This is a genomic window from Amycolatopsis sp. NPDC031561, from assembly GCF_055580625.1.
This window is the reverse complement of the sequence record NZ_JBVILA010000036.1, coordinates 1-15,780: the sequence shown is the minus strand read 5'-3', so window position 1 is coordinate 15,780 and position 15,780 is coordinate 1. Positions and strand designations below refer to the sequence as shown.

The 15,780-nt window shown below is 68.9% G+C and carries 14 protein-coding genes; 6 read left to right on the top strand and 8 right to left on the bottom strand.

The features are described from left to right. Positions 1-242: 242 nt before the first annotated feature. Complete coding sequence (locus ACZ5IK_RS41120; RefSeq protein WP_465492657.1) at positions 243-1,973, bottom strand: glycoside hydrolase family 6 protein; 1,731 nt, start codon at positions 1,971-1,973, stop codon at positions 243-245. Between the two features lie 190 nt (positions 1,974-2,163). Further along, positions 2,164-2,769 (bottom strand): hypothetical protein, encoded by a 606-nt coding sequence (locus ACZ5IK_RS41115; RefSeq protein ID WP_465492656.1) that lies wholly within the window; start codon positions 2,767-2,769, stop codon positions 2,164-2,166. Between the two features lie 71 nt (positions 2,770-2,840). On the opposite strand from ACZ5IK_RS41115, the gene ACZ5IK_RS41110 reads away from it, so the two are divergent. From ACZ5IK_RS41110 to ACZ5IK_RS41100, 3 genes are read left to right on the top strand one after another with little or no spacing between them, the layout of a single operon-like run. Beyond that, positions 2,841-3,518 (top strand): response regulator transcription factor, encoded by a 678-nt coding sequence (locus ACZ5IK_RS41110; RefSeq protein WP_101608165.1) that lies wholly within the window; start codon positions 2,841-2,843, stop codon positions 3,516-3,518. Then, positions 3,511-4,905, top strand: a complete 1,395-nt coding sequence (locus tag ACZ5IK_RS41105) for an ATP-binding protein (protein WP_465492655.1) — start codon at positions 3,511-3,513, stop codon at positions 4,903-4,905. Before ACZ5IK_RS41110 ends, ACZ5IK_RS41105 begins: the two co-directional genes overlap by 8 nt. 57 nt (positions 4,906-4,962) lie before the next feature. Then, positions 4,963-6,090 (top strand): acyltransferase family protein, encoded by a 1,128-nt coding sequence (locus tag ACZ5IK_RS41100; protein ID WP_465492654.1) that lies wholly within the window; start codon positions 4,963-4,965, stop codon positions 6,088-6,090. Positions 6,091-6,102: 12 nt separating this feature from the next. Here ACZ5IK_RS41100 and ACZ5IK_RS41095 read toward each other — a convergent pair whose 3' ends face one another. Next, the gene (locus tag ACZ5IK_RS41095; RefSeq protein ID WP_465492653.1) at positions 6,103-7,551 is read right to left on the bottom strand and encodes a DHA2 family efflux MFS transporter permease subunit; all 1,449 of its coding nucleotides are present in this window, start codon (positions 7,549-7,551) and stop codon (positions 6,103-6,105) included. Between the two features lie 209 nt (positions 7,552-7,760). Here ACZ5IK_RS41095 and ACZ5IK_RS41090 point away from each other — a divergent pair, with 209 nt between their 5' ends. After that, positions 7,761-8,612: a maleylpyruvate isomerase N-terminal domain-containing protein gene (locus ACZ5IK_RS41090; protein ID WP_465492652.1), complete on the top strand. Its 852-nt coding sequence runs from the start codon at positions 7,761-7,763 to the stop codon at positions 8,610-8,612. 403 nt (positions 8,613-9,015) lie between these two features. On the opposite strand, the gene ACZ5IK_RS41085 is transcribed toward ACZ5IK_RS41090, so the two are convergent. The 3 genes from ACZ5IK_RS41085 to ACZ5IK_RS41075 form a co-directional block, all read right to left on the bottom strand. Beyond that, positions 9,016-10,842 (bottom strand): proprotein convertase P-domain-containing protein, encoded by a 1,827-nt coding sequence (locus tag ACZ5IK_RS41085; protein WP_465492651.1) that lies wholly within the window; start codon positions 10,840-10,842, stop codon positions 9,016-9,018. Positions 10,843-10,925: 83 nt separating this feature from the next. Next, complete coding sequence (locus ACZ5IK_RS41080) at positions 10,926-11,858, bottom strand: helix-turn-helix domain-containing protein (protein WP_465492705.1); 933 nt, start codon at positions 11,856-11,858, stop codon at positions 10,926-10,928. A gap of 62 nt (positions 11,859-11,920) precedes the next feature. Beyond that, the gene (locus ACZ5IK_RS41075; protein WP_465492650.1) at positions 11,921-12,313 is read right to left on the bottom strand and encodes a winged helix-turn-helix transcriptional regulator; all 393 of its coding nucleotides are present in this window, start codon (positions 12,311-12,313) and stop codon (positions 11,921-11,923) included. Between the two features lie 98 nt (positions 12,314-12,411). On the opposite strand from ACZ5IK_RS41075, the gene ACZ5IK_RS41070 reads away from it, so the two are divergent. Continuing rightward, the gene (locus tag ACZ5IK_RS41070) at positions 12,412-12,819 is read left to right on the top strand and encodes a RidA family protein (protein WP_465492649.1); all 408 of its coding nucleotides are present in this window, start codon (positions 12,412-12,414) and stop codon (positions 12,817-12,819) included. A 3-nt stretch (positions 12,820-12,822) separates the two neighbouring features. Here ACZ5IK_RS41070 and ACZ5IK_RS41065 read toward each other — a convergent pair whose 3' ends face one another. Together ACZ5IK_RS41065 and ACZ5IK_RS41060 are read right to left on the bottom strand one after the other, a co-directional pair. After that, a complete protein-coding gene (locus ACZ5IK_RS41065; RefSeq protein ID WP_101608157.1) occupies positions 12,823-13,302 on the bottom strand; it encodes a cupin domain-containing protein in 480 nt (159 codons plus the stop codon). A gap of 129 nt (positions 13,303-13,431) precedes the next feature. Next, positions 13,432-15,243: an AfsR/SARP family transcriptional regulator gene (locus ACZ5IK_RS41060; RefSeq protein ID WP_465492648.1), complete on the bottom strand. Its 1,812-nt coding sequence runs from the start codon at positions 15,241-15,243 to the stop codon at positions 13,432-13,434. A gap of 209 nt (positions 15,244-15,452) precedes the next feature. Here ACZ5IK_RS41060 and ACZ5IK_RS41055 point away from each other — a divergent pair, with 209 nt between their 5' ends. Next, on the top strand, positions 15,453-15,659 hold the full coding sequence (locus ACZ5IK_RS41055; protein ID WP_101608155.1) for a hypothetical protein: 207 nt from the start codon (positions 15,453-15,455) through the stop codon (positions 15,657-15,659). Positions 15,660-15,780 lie beyond the last annotated feature (121 nt).

The window sequence follows — 15,780 nt, the reverse complement described above, 5'->3', positions numbered from 1 at the left end:
GGGGTGTGTGGTGGTGCGGAAAAATCTGTTTTGGGAAGGTAGGAGTTGGAGAAAGTGTTTTTCCCGGCACCCCGACCCACACGGTCTGAGCCTTCGGCTCCGGTCAGTAACGGCGTCACCCAGGAGAACGGTGTTGCGAACGAGGCTTTCGCAATATCACCGGTGCCGCGCAAGGAGAATCCGGCGCCTCGTGAGTGGTAAGGACGGTTCTAACCGTCCTTACCACTCACGAGCTCCACCACCTACAGTGCGGGATAAGCGTTCTTCAGCAACTCCTGGAACTGCGCCGAGAACCAGTGCCCGGAAAGCGGCGCGTCGGGCAGCGCCCCGGAGAGGTTGTTCTGGTTCCGCGGGTTGCCGGTGTACGTCGGGTCGCACATCCGGTCGAAACCCTTGCCCTCGGTGTTCGGGATCTCTTTGCTGGCACCGTCGGACTCGCCCGGCGGCTTGATCCAGACGTAGGCGTCGATCCCGGCCTCGGGTGCGGCCTTGGGACGTTCGCCGAGGCCCGCGCCCGACTGGTTGCACCAGTTCCCGAGATGAATGCGGCGATCCGTCCTGCTCCCGTTCACGTAGGCGTCCACGGTGGTGGACGGGCCGGGACCGGCCGGGCGCGCCGTGCCGCCCCAGCCGTTGCGTGAAGTGTCGATGAGCATGCCGACGTCCGACGGGAATCCGGCGCGGATCGCCTCCTGCCGGAACGCCTGGGCGTAGGACAGCTCGTCGACGTAGCGGTTCCAGTCGACCCACTTCGACGTCCGCACCGAAGTTCCGCCGACACTGTCGTTCACGGCGAAGTACGGCTCCTTGAGCGCGCCGTAGTTCGCGGTGTTCGCGATGAAACCGTGCACGTTGGCCGTCGTGCCGCCGGAGGTCCGCGCGGCCTGGGCGAAGAGCGCGGCGGACGGGGCGAGGTTGTCGTCCCAGCCGAGCCAGCCGTGATGCCCGGCGTCGATGTAGTTGTAGACGTTGGGGATCGCGCCGAACTTCGCCAGCGCGTAGCCGACGCCGGAGACGTAGTTCCCGTTGGCCTTCATGACGTCGCACTGGGGTGTGGCCGTCGGCCGGGGCGTCACGTTGGTGACCAGGTTCGGCAGTGAGTCGATCTCGATCACCGTCACCACGCGCAGCGCCGAGTACTTCGGATCGGCGAGGATCGCGGCGATCGGGTCGATGTACTCCGCCTTGTACCTCGGGAGTTCGTCCGCCTTGAGTTCGCCGTTCGACGCGAGCGCGGCGCAGTCGCGGCCCGGCAGGTTGTAGATCACCAGCTGGACGACCAGCGGTTTCCCGGCGGCTTGCTGGAGCGCTCCGTCCAGATGCCCGCGGAGCCCGCGGCCGGTGCTCGTGCCCGCGATGGCGGCGATCCGGTCGAGCCAGACGCCGGTGGGCTGATTCGCTATCCGGTCACCGCCCGGTTCCGCCGCGGCCTTCGCCGACCAATCCGGGTTCACGTACACCTCGGCGCCGGCGTAAGGGTTGTCCGCCTTGGGACCGCCCGGCCCCGGTGTCGTGGTCGTGGTGGTGGGCGACGTCGTGGTGGTCGGGACGGTGGAGCCGGTGCAGGCGGTGCCGTTCAAGGTGAAGACGGCGGGCTTCCCGTTGGTGCCGGAGAAGCTTCCGTTGAAGCCGGGGGAGACCGTGGCGCCGGTTCCGAGCGAGCCGTTCCACCCGGCGTCGCGGACCGTCACTCGCGTGCCCTGCTGGGTGAAGGCCCCGTTCCAGCCCTGCTGGACCTGCTGGTTCCCGGGGAAGTCCCAGCCGAGTGTCCAGCCGCCGCTGATCGCGTCGCCGAGGTTGGTGACGGTCACGGTGGCCCCGAAGCCGGTGTCCCATTGGTTGGTGATCGTGTAGTCGACCTTGCAGCCCGGCGCCGCTTGGGCGTTCGAGCCCAGTACCACCGGCACCGCCACCATCGCGAGTACCGCGGTGACGGCCAGTGGTGCCGAAACACCCTTTCTGCGGAATCTCATACGTCGCCTCCTTGCGACCGGAATCCGATTTATGGGAGCGCTCCCATGGGGACCGTAAAGGGGTGGATCGGTCGTGACAAGGTCGGTGGGCCCGGATTGTGGGATCGCTCCCAGAAAGCGACGAAAGAACTGAGCCGCCCGGCGGAAGGCTCGCCCTGACGGACGCGGGCCTTCCCCCGAACAGCGGCGATCAGGCTTTGAGTGCCTTCATGGTGTCTTCGGCGCTCTTCTTGACCTTGGCCTTCATGTCGTCCTCCGTGGCCGGCCAGCCGTCGGCCTTCTTGGCGTATCCGCTGCCGACGACCGTGAGCACCAGCGCGCCGTGCTGGACGTCGTACTTGTAGAGCCAGAAATCGTCGACGGCCCAAGGCCTCTTGTCGTCGTGCTGCCGGTACAGGTACGCCGCCGATCCGAAGCCTTCGACGTCGGCCACGGTGATGTCGGCGCCGGGGGTCGCCCGCTCGCCGTCGCTCTTCCGGAAGTCGTCGTACATGGCCCTGGCGGCGGTTTCCCCCGTCGGGTGGATCGCGATGAAGGTGGTCAGCGTGGCGTAGCCGCCGGAACCGTCGAATTCCATCTTGCAGTTCCCGCCGCCGAGCCCCGCGGTCAGCTTGCTGGGGGTCTTCGTCGGCGTGCCGCGGGTGAGGGCCTCGAAGTCGGCCGTGTTCACCGCCGCGCACGCGTCGTCACCGTTGAGACGGTAGGTGGGCGGCGGCTCGGGTTCGGAGGAACAGCCGGCGACGGTGGTGACTGCGAGCGCCGCGAGAAGCGCTCCACGGAGGCGGTGGGCGGGCATGACCGGATGGTGGCAGCGGGCTCACCGTGCCATGAGGGCATTTGTGCCCGGGCGTATGGGATCGTGAGCGGATGAGGATCTTGCTCGTGGAGGACGAGCGGCGGCTGGCCGAATCGCTGCGGGCGGGGCTGAGCGCCGAGGGCTACGCCGTGGACGTCGCGCACAACGGCCGCGACGCGCTTTGGTACGCCGCCGAACATCCGTACTCCGCGATGATCCTCGACATCATGCTGCCCGGCCTCAACGGCTACCGCGTCTGCCGGAGGCTGCGCGAACGAGGCGACACCACGCCGATCCTCATGCTGACCGCGAAAGATGGCGAGGACGACGAAATCGAGGCGCTGGACACCGGCGCCGACGACTTCCTGCCGAAGCCGTTCTCCTACGGCGTCCTGCTCTCCCGGTTGCGGGCGCTGATCCGGCGCGGGGGAGCGACCCGGCCGGGCACGCTGCGGCTCGGCGACCTCGAACTCGACCAGGCGAGTCACACCTGCCGTCGCGGCACGGCCGAGATCCCGTTGACCACCAAGGAGTTCGCCCTGCTGGCGTACCTGATGAAACGGCAGGGCGAGGTCGTCACGAAGGCCGAACTGCTGGAGAACCTGTGGGACTTCGCGGCGTCGGCGACCGCGAACCTGGTGGAGGTCCACATGAGCGCGCTGCGGCGCAAGATCGACCTGCCGTTCGGGGCGGAGACGATCCGGACGGTCCGCGGCGCCGGCTATCACGTGGTGGGTTCCGGTGCGTAGGTTCTGGCGGACCACCCGGTTCCGGGTCGCGCTGACGTCGTTCGTGGCCTCGGCCATCGCGTTGGGCACCGTCTCGGCGTGGCTGGTGCTCGATGCCCAGAACCGGCTGGGCAACGGCGCCGTGCAGGTGGCGAGGGAGCGCGCGGCCGCGATCGTCCAGGTGCTGAACACCGGCGCCGCTCCGGCCGATCTGCGGCTCCTCGTGCAGGCTTCGATCTACGAGGTGACCACCCAAACCGGCGAGCGGGTCGCGTCTTGTCCCGGCCTGCGTTCCGGGAGGATCGTCCCGGACGGAGGCTTCGGGTACGGCGACAGTGTCCAGATCCTCAAGCCTGGCGACGTCGACCTCGCCAGGCGGGAATCCGGCTTCTGCGCGAGTGCGCTCGGGGAAGATCCTGAGGGGAACGGACTCCGGCTGCACGTGGCGGGCACCGTGAGCGGCGACAGTAAGTACCGGGTCTACGGCGCCGCCATCGTCGACGAGTCCGGACAGGCGGCGCTCGATGCGGTGCGCGTGACGCTGCTGGTGGGTGTCCCGGTGATCGCGCTGCTGATCGGGGTGATCGCGTGGCTCGCGGTGCGCCGGTCGCTGCGTCCGGTCGAAGCGATCCGTTCGGAGGTCGCGGAAATCGGCGCGCACGACCTGTCCCGCCGGGTCCCGGCACCGGACAGCGCCGACGAGATCGCGAAGCTCGCGGACACGATGAACACGATGCTCGCCCGCCTGGACACCTCGATCACCCGGCAGAGCCGGTTCACCTCGGACGCGTCGCACGAACTCCGCACGCCGCTGGCCTCCCTGCGGACCCAGTTGGAAGTGCTGCTCGCGCATCCGGACAGGCTGGACTGGCGCGACGCCTGCCGCAACGCGCTCCTCGACATCACCCGGCTGCAGGACCTCGTCGCGGATCTCGTGCTGCTCGGCAAACTGGACAACGCGGAACCGGAGCGGCTCACGCCGGTGCGGCTGTCCGAAGTGGTCGAATCCTGTCTCTCCGGACGCAGGGGCGTCCGCGCGGTGATCGAGGGAGATCCGATCGTCCCCGGGAATCGCGGGCGGCTGGAACGGCTGCTGCGCAACCTGGTCGACAACGCGCAACGTCACACCAGGACCGGCGTCGAGGTCACGGTGTCCACAAAGGACGGCTTCGCCGTGGTGTCGGTCACCGACGACGGCCCCGGCATTCCCGCCGAGGATCGCGAGCGCGTGTTCGACCGCTTCGTGCGGCTGGACGACGGACGCGCCCGTGACGACGGTGGCGCCGGCCTCGGTCTGGCGATCGTCGCCGACATCGCCCACGCGCACGGCGGCACGGCCGAGGTCACCGAGCACGACGGCGGTGCCCGCCTGGTCGTCCGGCTGCCCTTGGCCGAAACGCGAAGCTGAAGACGTCTTCAGCTTCCTTAAGCTTCGGTTCAGCGTCCGGGCCCGAACCTACGGGCCATGTCCGACCTTTCGCGCCGCTCCTGGTGGCAGCCGCTCGGCCACGCCGACTACCTGGCGTCGTCCTGGTTCCCGGGTCTCACCGGCGTACGCGCGCTCGCCGCCGTGGCCGTCGTGTTCTTCCATTACGGAGGCCCTGCCCTGGACCCGCTGCAGGGCTGGATCGCCGTGCAGCTGTTCTTCGTGCTGTCCGGGTTCCTGATCACCACCCTGTCCCTGCGCGAAGAAGACCGCACCGGCCGGATCTCGCTGCGCGAGTTCTACCTGCGCCGCGTCTTCCGGATCCTGCCGGTGTACTTCCTGCTCCTGGCGCTGACCACGCTCGCGGTGACGCTCGGCGGCACCTACCAGAGCAGCAGGCTCGCCGACGCCATGCCGTACTACCTGGTCTTCGGCAACGAACTCGTCGACTTCAACACGCCCTATCCGACGTCGTGGTCGCTGGGGGTGGAGGAGAAGTTCTACCTGGTCTGGCCCGCGCTGCTGGTGCTCACCTCGTTCGCGCGAAGCGGGAAGACGGCGCTGCGCCTGCTACTCGGCGCGTCGGCCGTCCTCGGCGTGGTGACGATTGCGCTGCCGTTGGCTCCGACGCACACCTGGGCGAGCCTTTCGGTGCATTACTGCTCGCTGGTCATCGGCTGCCTGCTGGCGATGACGCTCCACCATCCGCGCGGGTTCGCCCTGTTCCGGCCGCTGACCAGCCCCGTCGCCGCCACGGTGATCGGCTGCGGGTTCGTCGTGCTGCAGTTCTCCGTCGGATCGCTGGCGAAGGCGCTCGGCGGGCACTGGCAGTTCGTGGTCCCGGTCTACGCGGCGGGCTCGGCGCTGCTGCTCGTGGCCGTCGTTTCGCCGGGGCCGGTCCGGAAACTGCTCTCGAGCAGGCCGATGACCTTCGTCGGCGATCGGTCGTACGCGCTTTACCTCGCCCAGACCGGTGCCGCCGGGGTGACGGGCTGGCTGCTGCCCAGCGGGTTCGCCAAGGCCGCGGCGACCGCGGGGGTCGCTCTGGTGTTCGCCTGCGCGCTGCGCAGGTGGGTCGAGCAGCCCGCCATCGCCTATGGCCGGAAGGTGATCGGACGACGAGCGCCCGCCGAGCCTCCGGTGGAGGCCACGGCGGGCGCGAAGTGAGCGGATCCGTCGTCAGTGGTGCGCGGCCGCCGGGGCGCCGGTGGCGCTCTTCTTGACGAACAGCGAACCGGCGAACGCGGCCAGCCCGACGCAGCCGGCGACCATGAACGTGGTGCGGATACCCGCCGCGTCAGGGCTGGTCGACCCGGCCGTCACCGTGCTCGCCGTGGCCACCGCGATGAACACGGCGGTGCCGAGCGCGCCGGCGAGCTGCTGCAGGGTGGCGAGGATCGCGCTGCCGTGCGAATAGAGGTGTTCGGGCAGCGAACCGAGCGACTCGGTCATCAGCGGCGTCATCATCAGCCCGAGCCCGCCCATCAGGAGGACGTGGATGGCGATGACCGCGACCAGCGGTGAGCCCGGGCCGAGCAGGGCGAACAGCCACAACGAGACCGCCATCGCGGCCGCGCCGGGGATGACCAGGGGCCGGGGACCGAAGCGGTCGTACAGCGCGCCGACCGGGCGGCCGAGCAGCCCGAGGACCAGGCCGCCGGGAAGCACCGCGAGCCCGCTGACGAACGTGCTGGTGTGCAGGACGGTCTGCAGGTACAGGGGGAGCAGGATCGCCGCGGCGCCGAGCAGGCACATGAACAGCAGCGCCGTCAGCACCAGCGAGACGACGAAGCTGCGGTGGGTGAACGGGCGCAGGTCCAGCAGCGCGCGGTCTTCCTTCTGCAGGCGCAACTGGCGCCAGGTGAACACCGCGAGCGCCACGGCCCCGACGACGATCGGCACCCACGGCGGCACCGGCTGGTGCCCGCCCGCCGATTCACCGGACGTCGACAGGCCGTACAGCACGCCGCCGAAACCGACGGCGGACAGGATCACCGACAGCACGTCCAGCGGCACCTTGCGGGTCTCGCTGTCCAGCCGCAGCCGCAGCATGCCGACCACCAGCGCGGCGATCGAGAGCGGCAGCACGATCCAGAACATCCAGCGCCAGCCGAGCGAGGAGAGCACCGCGCCGCCGATGGTCGGGCCGATGGCGGGGGCGACCGCGATGACGATGGTGATCGTGCCCATCGTGGCGCCACGCTTCTCCACCGGGACCAGGCGCATCACCGTCGTCATCAGCAGCGGCAGCATGACCGCGGTACCGCACGCCTGGATGACCCGTCCGGTCAGCAGGAGCGTGAAACCCGGCGCGAGCGCGCTGACCAGGGTGCCGGTGCTGAACAGGGTCAGGGAGGCGAGGAAGACCTGGCGCGGGGTGAACCGTTCGAGCAGGAACCCGGTGATCGGGATGACGACCGCCATGGTGAGCAGGAAGCCACTGGTCAGCCACTGCACGGTGGTGGTCGGGACCTGGAGGTCGACCGTCAGGTCACGCAGCGCGACGCTCAGGATGGTCTCGTTGAGGATCATCACGAACGCGGAGAGGACCAGGACCCCGATCAGGAGCCCGGCGCTGGCCGGTGCCCTTTCCTGGTCGTGAGTGGTTTCGGGCAGGGTCTCGGTCATCTGTTTGGGGCTCCTGGAAGGGCGCGTTCCGCGTGGGCCGCCCTCGGCGACAGCGAAGGCGAAGCTGATTCTCCCGTTCAGTCTGCCTGTGCCGGTCGGTGTGTGTCACGTCGATTTCCGTAGTGAGTACGGTCACTACGCTCACAGCGGAAACCGGGTCCGCACGCGAGCGGAACCGATTTCCCGCTGTATCACGATAAAATCGCGTCGTGACCAGAGCGATCACGGCTGATCAATGGCGGTCGGTGCGACGCGCCTATCGGGTGACGGGTACACGATTCGCCGAACTGGTGACCGGTATTCGGGATCCCGGCGCGAGGGTCACCTCGGAGTGGACGGTGGCCGACACGGTGGCCCACGTCGCGCTGATCGCGAAGATGTACACGTCGCTGGTGCGGCCCGACAATGCCCCGTTACTGGACGCGCGAGGTCGGGATCAGCTCGAAAAGACCACTGTGGACACGGTTTCCGTGCTGAACACCTTGGTGCTGGAGGATTTCCCCGAACGCGACATCGGTGTGCTGGTGACGGGGTTGCTCGCTGACATCGAGGAATTGCTGCGAGTGACCGAGGACGCCGATCCGGCGACCCCGCTGGACTGGCTCGGCGGATCGCAAGTGCCGCTGGCCGGTGTCCTCGCGCACCTGGTCAACGAACTGCAGATCCACGGCTGGGACATCGCCAAGGCGCTGAAACTGCCGTGGACGATGCCGCCGGGTGACGCGGCGCTGTTCTTCGATCTCTTCTTGGTGGGCGTGCTGACGCACGGCATCGGGCACCTTCTCGACTCCGACGAACCGCCGCGGGAAAGGCGCATCGCCGTGGCCTTCCGCTCGGCGTACACGACTCCGGCCGTGTTGGTGCTGCACCGGGGGCGGGTCACGGTCGAGGAGCCCGGCGGCCCGGTCGACGCGCGGATCGCGTTCGATCCGCCGTCGCTGAACCTGATGCTGTTCCACCGGGTCGGCAAGGCCCGGACCGCGCTGACCCGCAAGATCGTGGTCAGCGGCCCGCGGCCGTGGTTGCTGCCCGCGTTCCTGCGGGTCGTCCGCTTGCCCTAGAAAGCGGGTGGGCCTCGTGAGTGGCAGGGACGGTTCTTGAGGGGTAAGGCACAAAGGTGGCGTTGTGTCTGAACCGAAGGTGAGTGAAGGCGTGACTCGTGTGATTGGAGACGGATCTCGCGTGTTCAGAACCACTCGCGAGACCTATCACCCCGCCCCGGGATCCGTGGTCACTCGCTCGCCCAATCGCCGGCTTCGGATGTCTTGAAAGCCACTTTCGGGACATCTGGTGTCCTGAAAGTGGCTTTCGCGACACCGCCGCTCCTCCGAATCGCCACTCATGACGCACCTGACCGAGGTCTCACCGATGGGGTCCTTCGCCTCGTCTGACGTCGTGAAGGCCCCCTTCGCTGCGCCTGGCGCAATGAAGGGGGCCTTCACGTACTTGGAGCGCCGCTGAGGCCTAGAGAGTCAGCGACCAGGTGTCGAGCACGCCCGTGTCACCGGGGCCGTAGTCGGTGATCCGCAGCTGCCACTTCCCGCCCGCCGGGGACGACGCGCCGGGCACCGAGAACGTCCGCGCGCCGTTCCAGGCCGTGCACGCCGAACCGCCGCTGGACTTGAGCGGGTAGGCCTTGCCCTTCGGGTCCAAGAGCGTGATGCCGAGGTCCTCGGCGCAGGTGTGCCGGATCGTCACCGAAATCCCGAGCGAGGTCGCCGCCTGGCCGGTGAGGGTCGAGGTCACCGGGCTGAACACCTGCTGGTAGTCCCGGATCGGGAAGTCCGCGTCGTTGCTCAGCGTCCGCCCGCCGCTGTTGCCCGGCTGCGTCTTGGCGGACACGGCACCGCTCGCGGGGGACACGTTCCCCGCCGCGTCGCGGGCCTTCACCGTGAAGGCGTAGGAGGTGTCCGGGCCGAGACCGGTCACGGTGGCGCTGGTCCCGGTCACGGAGGTCGCCAGCGTCGAGCCGTTGTAGACGTCGTAACCCGCGACGCCGACGTTGTCCGTGGCCGCGTCCCAGGCCAGCGAGACGGTGTTCGACGTCGTGCCGGTGGTCCGTGCGTTGCCGGGAGCGCTCGGGGCCGTGGTGTCACCGTTGCCGCCGCCGGTCACCAGCGTGAGGTTCCACTTGGTCAGCGCTTCGATCACCGGCTGGAAGAGGGACATGTCGCCGTCGCTCGGGTTCTCCACGCATTTCGACGGGCCGCCGTCGTGCAGGCCGACCGCCTTGGTGCCGAGCAGCCAGCCGCCGCCCGAGTCGCCGCCGAGCGAACACGCCGTCGTCCAGGTCAGGTCCTCGATGATCAGCCCGCCGCCGTAGTCGACGGACTTGTGCGTGTACTTCACCTCGCCGCATTTCCACTTCGAGGTGTTGCCGGAGTGGCAGACCCGGTCGCCGACCATCGCCTCGGCCGAGCCCGTGATGGTGACGGCGGGCTCGCCCCAGGTGTTGACCGCGGCCGAGAGTTCCCAGCCGGGCTGCGTCACCGCGACAACGCCCATGTCGCCTTCGCGGGCGTTGACGCTGCGCGTGCCGCCGACGTTGGACGTGCCGATGCGGTTCTGCTGGCTCTGCGCGCCATAGGCGGCCTGGTCGCGGTCGTTCGTGCAGTGCCCGGCGGTGAGGAAGTGCTTGCCGCCGGAAGAATCCGTCGCACCGAAGCCGACCGAACAATAAGTCTCACTGCCCGGCCACCACGGGCTCCCGGTCTGGATCGTGCCGGCCTGCTGTCGCGGCGAAGACCCGGTTTCGGTGATCCGCACACCGATTTCCCTTGCCCGGGAAAGGAAACTCTCGGTCTCGGCGGTCTTGCGGGAGCGGTCGACCGAGACACCGACCTCGTTGTTCCGGACGTCGACACCCCAGCCGAACACGCCGGGGACACCGTCGCCGACGAGCGCGCGGACGGCGTCGTCGGTCCGGTCGAGGTCGGCCTTGGTCCGGGACACCAGCCGGGTTTCGGCGCCGGTCGCCCGCGCCGCGTCGGCGTCCGCGGCGTTCGTGACAGCGAGGGTGAGCTTGCCGGTGGCCGCGTCGAACCACTGTCCGGCGGTGCGGGCGCGCAGCCCGGCGGGCAGCGACGTGGCCAGCCGGTGGGCGTCGTCTTGCGCGGAGAGCTGGGACTTCGCTTCGGAGACGGTCAGCCCGAACGCGGCGGCCACGCCGTTCACTTCGGCGTCGGGATGGGCCGGAGCCGGTGGTGACGCGGCTTGAGCCGTCGGACTGAGCCCCAACGCGGCCAAGGCCACGAGACTCAGATAAGAAAGCACTGCACTGTGCCGTCGCATGCGCACTCCTCGAATCGAAAAGTAGGTGCGCCGACGGTAATTCCCTTACCTCGCGAAATCGTAGCCCCGCGAGTCGTTAACAATTAAGAGTCCCAGTCCCAATCGAAGCCGAATCGGCCGGGGCCGAAATTCAGGGCGACGCCGTGCACGGAATCTCTGCCGGGCAAAACATCCGTCCACTCGGCGGGCTGTCCGTCCTGTTCGGAATAGCGACGGCAACGCGCCGGGAGCACGCCGGGGGAGAACCGGACCTCGAGTACGTATTCCCGGGCGGGCCTGCGGAATTTGCGTTCGTAGTTCGTCGCGTGCGGGAACGGGGCGCTGTTCACCAGAGTGTGTTCGGTGATGACCGTTTCGCCTTTCGCGAGCGGCCGTTCGAAGAGCAACTCCACCACGAGAAGTCCGTCTTCCGGGCGGTGCACGCTCCGGCCGGGACGGCAGCCGCGCAGTGAGGTCACCTGAGGCAGTGGCCGGTCGTGTTCGTCGATGTGGACGATGACCACCCACCGGTCCGGGCCGTCGGCTTCGGCGCGCAGCACCTGCTTCGAGTGGAACGCGAGCTCCTCCTGCCCGGGGCCGACGGAGACGACGTCGTGCTGGCTGATCCTCGTCAGCCGTTCGTCCCACCGGGTGTCGACCTCGCTGACGGCCGCGTCGATCCGTGTCCGGTCCGGCCAGAACCGGCCGATCTCGGGCAGGCCGTCGGTGCGGGCGGGCCATCGGCCGCGGGCGCGCGGCGGGCCGAGCAACGCGGTCAGGCAGCCGGGCGGTACTTCGAGCACCTGTTCGAGGTGGCGGAGCGCGAGCACCGAATCCCGGCGCTCCGGGCGACTGCGCCCGGACTGCCAATAGCTGAGCGTCGCCGCGGTGATCGAGACGCCGCGAGCGCGCAGATGGTCACGCAGGCGTTCCAGGCTGAGACCGCGCGCCCGGATGGCCTCGCGCAGCGCGTCGGCGAAGGGCCCGTCACGGAGCAACCGCTCGAACTCGGGCCGGGGTTCCGCTCCGCCGGACATCACGCGCCGAGCATAGATCCGTTACGCGGGTAAATGAACCGGCCGAGGCCCTGGCCTGGTCGTTAACCGTTAACAGGGGTGTCGAACCGGCGGCGGGAGTCCTCGATGTGGCCGAGGAACCGGTGGGTCCAGTCGCACATCCCGTCGACCGTCGCGCGCAGGCCGTGCCCCGCCTCGGTGAGGGTGTAGTCGACCCGTGGCGGCACGGTCGGATGCACCGTGCGCCCGACCAGGCCGTTGCGTTCCAGCATGCGCAGGTTCTGGGTGAGCATCTTGTGGCTGATGCCCTCGATGTCGTTCCGCAGTTCGGTGAACCGCCGTGTGCGGTCGCCGATCATCTCGATGATCAGTAGGGCCCACTTGTTGGCGACGTCGGAGAAGATCTCCCGCGCCAGCGAGTCCGCCCGCATCAGATCCGCGTCGTCCACCGTGCCGCTGAGCTGCTTGGTCACCATCAGGTTCCCCAGTCACGAAAAAGTGCGTTCTTCCAGGTCGCCTCACACTCTCCTACGGTTTCTGGGTAACCACAAGTGACCACAATCGAGGAGTACGGATGAGCATCACCCTGGTGAACCCGGCGGGGCTGCCGGAGATCCTCGCCTACCGGCAGGTTTCGATCGCGACGGGATCGAAGCTGGTCTTCGTCGCGGGACAGGTCGCCTGGGACGCCGACGGCGCCACTGTCGGCGAAGGCGATCTCGCCGCTCAGGTCGAGCAGTGCTACCTGAACATCGGCACCGCGCTCGCCGGGGCCGGCGCCACCTTCGACGACGTCGCGAAGATGACCGTCTACGTCGTCGACTGGACCCCGGACAAGCTCGCGCTGTTCCTCGAAGGAGTGGACCGGGCCGCCGCCAAGCTGGGCGGCACCCCGGTCCCGCCGGGCACGCTGATCGGCGTCGCGGCCCTCGACGTGCCCGAGCACCTGGTCGAGGTCGAAGCGACCGCGGTCATCGGCTGACGCTCACTGACCGCGGGCGGCGCGCCAGATCGGGCTGTCGACGTAGTGGTTGTCGTACTGCTTCGAGGACGCAGCGATCTCCGAAGGGTCGGCCTCGCCGCGGGCGACGCGCTCCAGCAGCCGGTAGTAGTCGAAGCGGGCCATGCCCGGCGTGAAGGTCACCAGGACGTCGGCGTCCGAGCCGTCGGCGGGCCCGAACGCGTGCGGCACCTGGGGCGGGACGGCGAGGAAGTCACCCTTCTCCAGCGTGTGCAGGGTTTCGTCGACGAGCACCTGGAGCTTTCCTTCGAGGACGAAGAAGAACTCGGTCGCGCGGGTGTGGAAGTGGGCCGGGGTGCCGAAGACGCCCTGCTTCAAGGTCGCGCGGTTCGCGGTGAAGCCACCGTCGGTGGTGTCCGAGTCGGCCAGCAGGGTGATGTCGCTGCCCGGCGCGTCGCTGACGATCTCGGCGTCGGCGGCCCGGAGGAGGATGGGGTCGAACATGGTGGCGTCTCCTTGGTTTCCGTGTTCAGCGGGCTCGCTGACAGGACAAGCCTCTCCCGGCTTTCCGCCTTGATCAACGCGGAAAGCCGCACCGATCGATAACCTGTGGATTATCAATCGGTGCGGAGCTCACCAGGCCAGCGCGGACTGCTGGGCCGGGGCGGCCGTCGCCAAGTCGGCCGAGAACAGCCGCATCAGCGGCGGCAACCGGTAGGTGTCCTCGTCGCCCCATTCGGCGAGGCCCAGGTCGACCAGGCGATCCAGCGCGGCTTCGGCCTTCAGGGGGCAGATGCCGAGGGCGTCGGCGGCCTGGTCCGTGCGGCACACCTCGTAACCCGGCCTGCCGAGCAACCGGAACGCGGACGCCGCCAGCGGATCCTTGCCCGCCGCGATCGGCTGGAACGCCGACAGGTACAGGGCCCGCAACGATTCCCCGCCGAACCCCAGTTCGTCGAGCCTGCTCTCCTCCGGCGCGAGCCGGTTCCCCAGCCAGGACAACGGCCGCGTCGGCCGGTTGGCCAGTATCGTGCCCGCGATCCTCAACGCGGCCGGGATCCCGTGGCAGTGCCGGACGATCTCGGCGGCCGCGCGGGGGTCCGCGTCCACTCTGGACCTGCCCGCGACCCTGGCGAGGATGTCCAGGCCATCCTTTTCGGACAGACGGCCGAGTGCGACGTGCTCCGCGCCGTCCAGCATCAGCGGTGAGCGGCTGGTGATCAGGACCGCGCACGACCCCGTCGCCGGGATGAGCGCGCGCAGCGCGGCGGACTCCGACGCGCCGTCGAGCACCAGGAGTGCCGCTCGATGGGAAAGACGCGAACGCAGCACGGCGGCGGCCTCGTCCGGCGTCCACGGGATGTCGGACGCCGGGACGCCGAGATGCCGCAGCAACCGGGGAGGGACCCGGGAAGCCCGACCGTCGACGCCGAGGTCGACGTACAACTGTCCACCCGGGAACCGGGCACCGACCCGGTGAGCCACCTCCAGCACCAGCGCGCTCTTGCCGATCCCGCAGGGGCCGTGGACCACGGCGACCTTCGGCCCGGATCGCTCCGGCCCGACGAGCAGCGAGGCGAGCCGCGCGGCGTCGCCCGCCCGGCCGCCGAAAGCCTGACATCGCACCGGAAGCTCTTGTGGCACAAAGGCTTTCGGTGCCGGATCGCCGACGGTGGTGACCGGCGCGGGGGAGACCGTGGTCAGCCCCGGATCCCGGTCCAGCATCGCCCGATGCAGTTTCGCCAGATCCGGTGACGGCTCCAGGCCGAGCCGGTCGGCGAGCACGCGTCGGCAGTCCGTGTAGACGGCGAGCGCCCCGGCGGGATCACCGGATCGATACAGGGCGGTCATCAGATGGGCCCAAGGCCGCTCCCGCAACGGATGTTCGGCGACGAACTCGCGCAGCGGCGCGATCACCTCCCGGTGTTCGCCGAGACGCAGCCGGGCTTCGAGATGGTCCTCGGAGACCGAAAGCCGCAGTTCCTCCACCGGCGCGATCGAACCGGCGAGTGCCTCGTTGTCGGAGAGATCTTCCAGCACCGCGCCACGGCAAGCGGAAAGTGCCTCACCGAGATGACGGACGGCGGCGGCGTGGTCACGACGTGCGAGTGCCGCCCTGCCCGCCCCCGCCCGTTCGGCGAACACGTGAAGATCCAATTCTCCTTGGCGCAGCAGAATTTCGTAACCCGACGCGCGACCGGAGATGCGGTCCCCGGGCAAGACTCCCCGGAGCCGGTTCGCGTAGGTGCGCAGGTTGGCCACCGCCGAAAGCGGCGGCTCGTCTCCCCACAACGTCCGGATCAGCCTGCGAATCGGGACCGTCCGGCCCGGGTGCAGCAGCAGTACGGCCAGCAGATTGCGCTGTTTGGCCGAACCCAGCGCGATCGTCCCGCCTTCGGTGTGTACCTCGAGCCTCCCCAGAACCCTGAACTCGATCGATGACACTCACACCTCTCCCGAGAGTTGGAGACAGAAACGTGAGACCCCTTAAGGCAGTTCTATCACCTTCGACTTTGCCGGACGTTCACTTCGCGCCGGGTGCACAGCCGATACACGCGGGCGTGTATCGGCGTTATCCGCGTTCGTGTACCGGCCTTTCCTACGTTGGGCGCTGCCGACGCCGTCCGGCTCGGAGGAAGTGAGGAGCGCGGAACATGCGCAAGACATTGGGAACCTTCAGCGACAAGCTGCTGGGCGTGTTCGTGGCCAAGGCCGACGTGGGCGCGGGCTGCCCGCCGGACCCGTACTACAAGCACTGCTACTGCCGCGAGCGCAGCGACTTCCGTCGCAACTGTTCGACGAACGGCGCCTGCAAGGAATTCTGCGGGCCCTGTTACGCCTTCCGGATCTGCGGAGGCTGATCGACATCCGTGGTGGGGGGGGGGGGGGGGGAGACCCCCCCCCCCCCCACCCCCCCCCCCCCCCCCCCCGAAAAAACGCACCCACCAACCCCCCCCCCCCCCCACCACTCCCCCTCCGCGC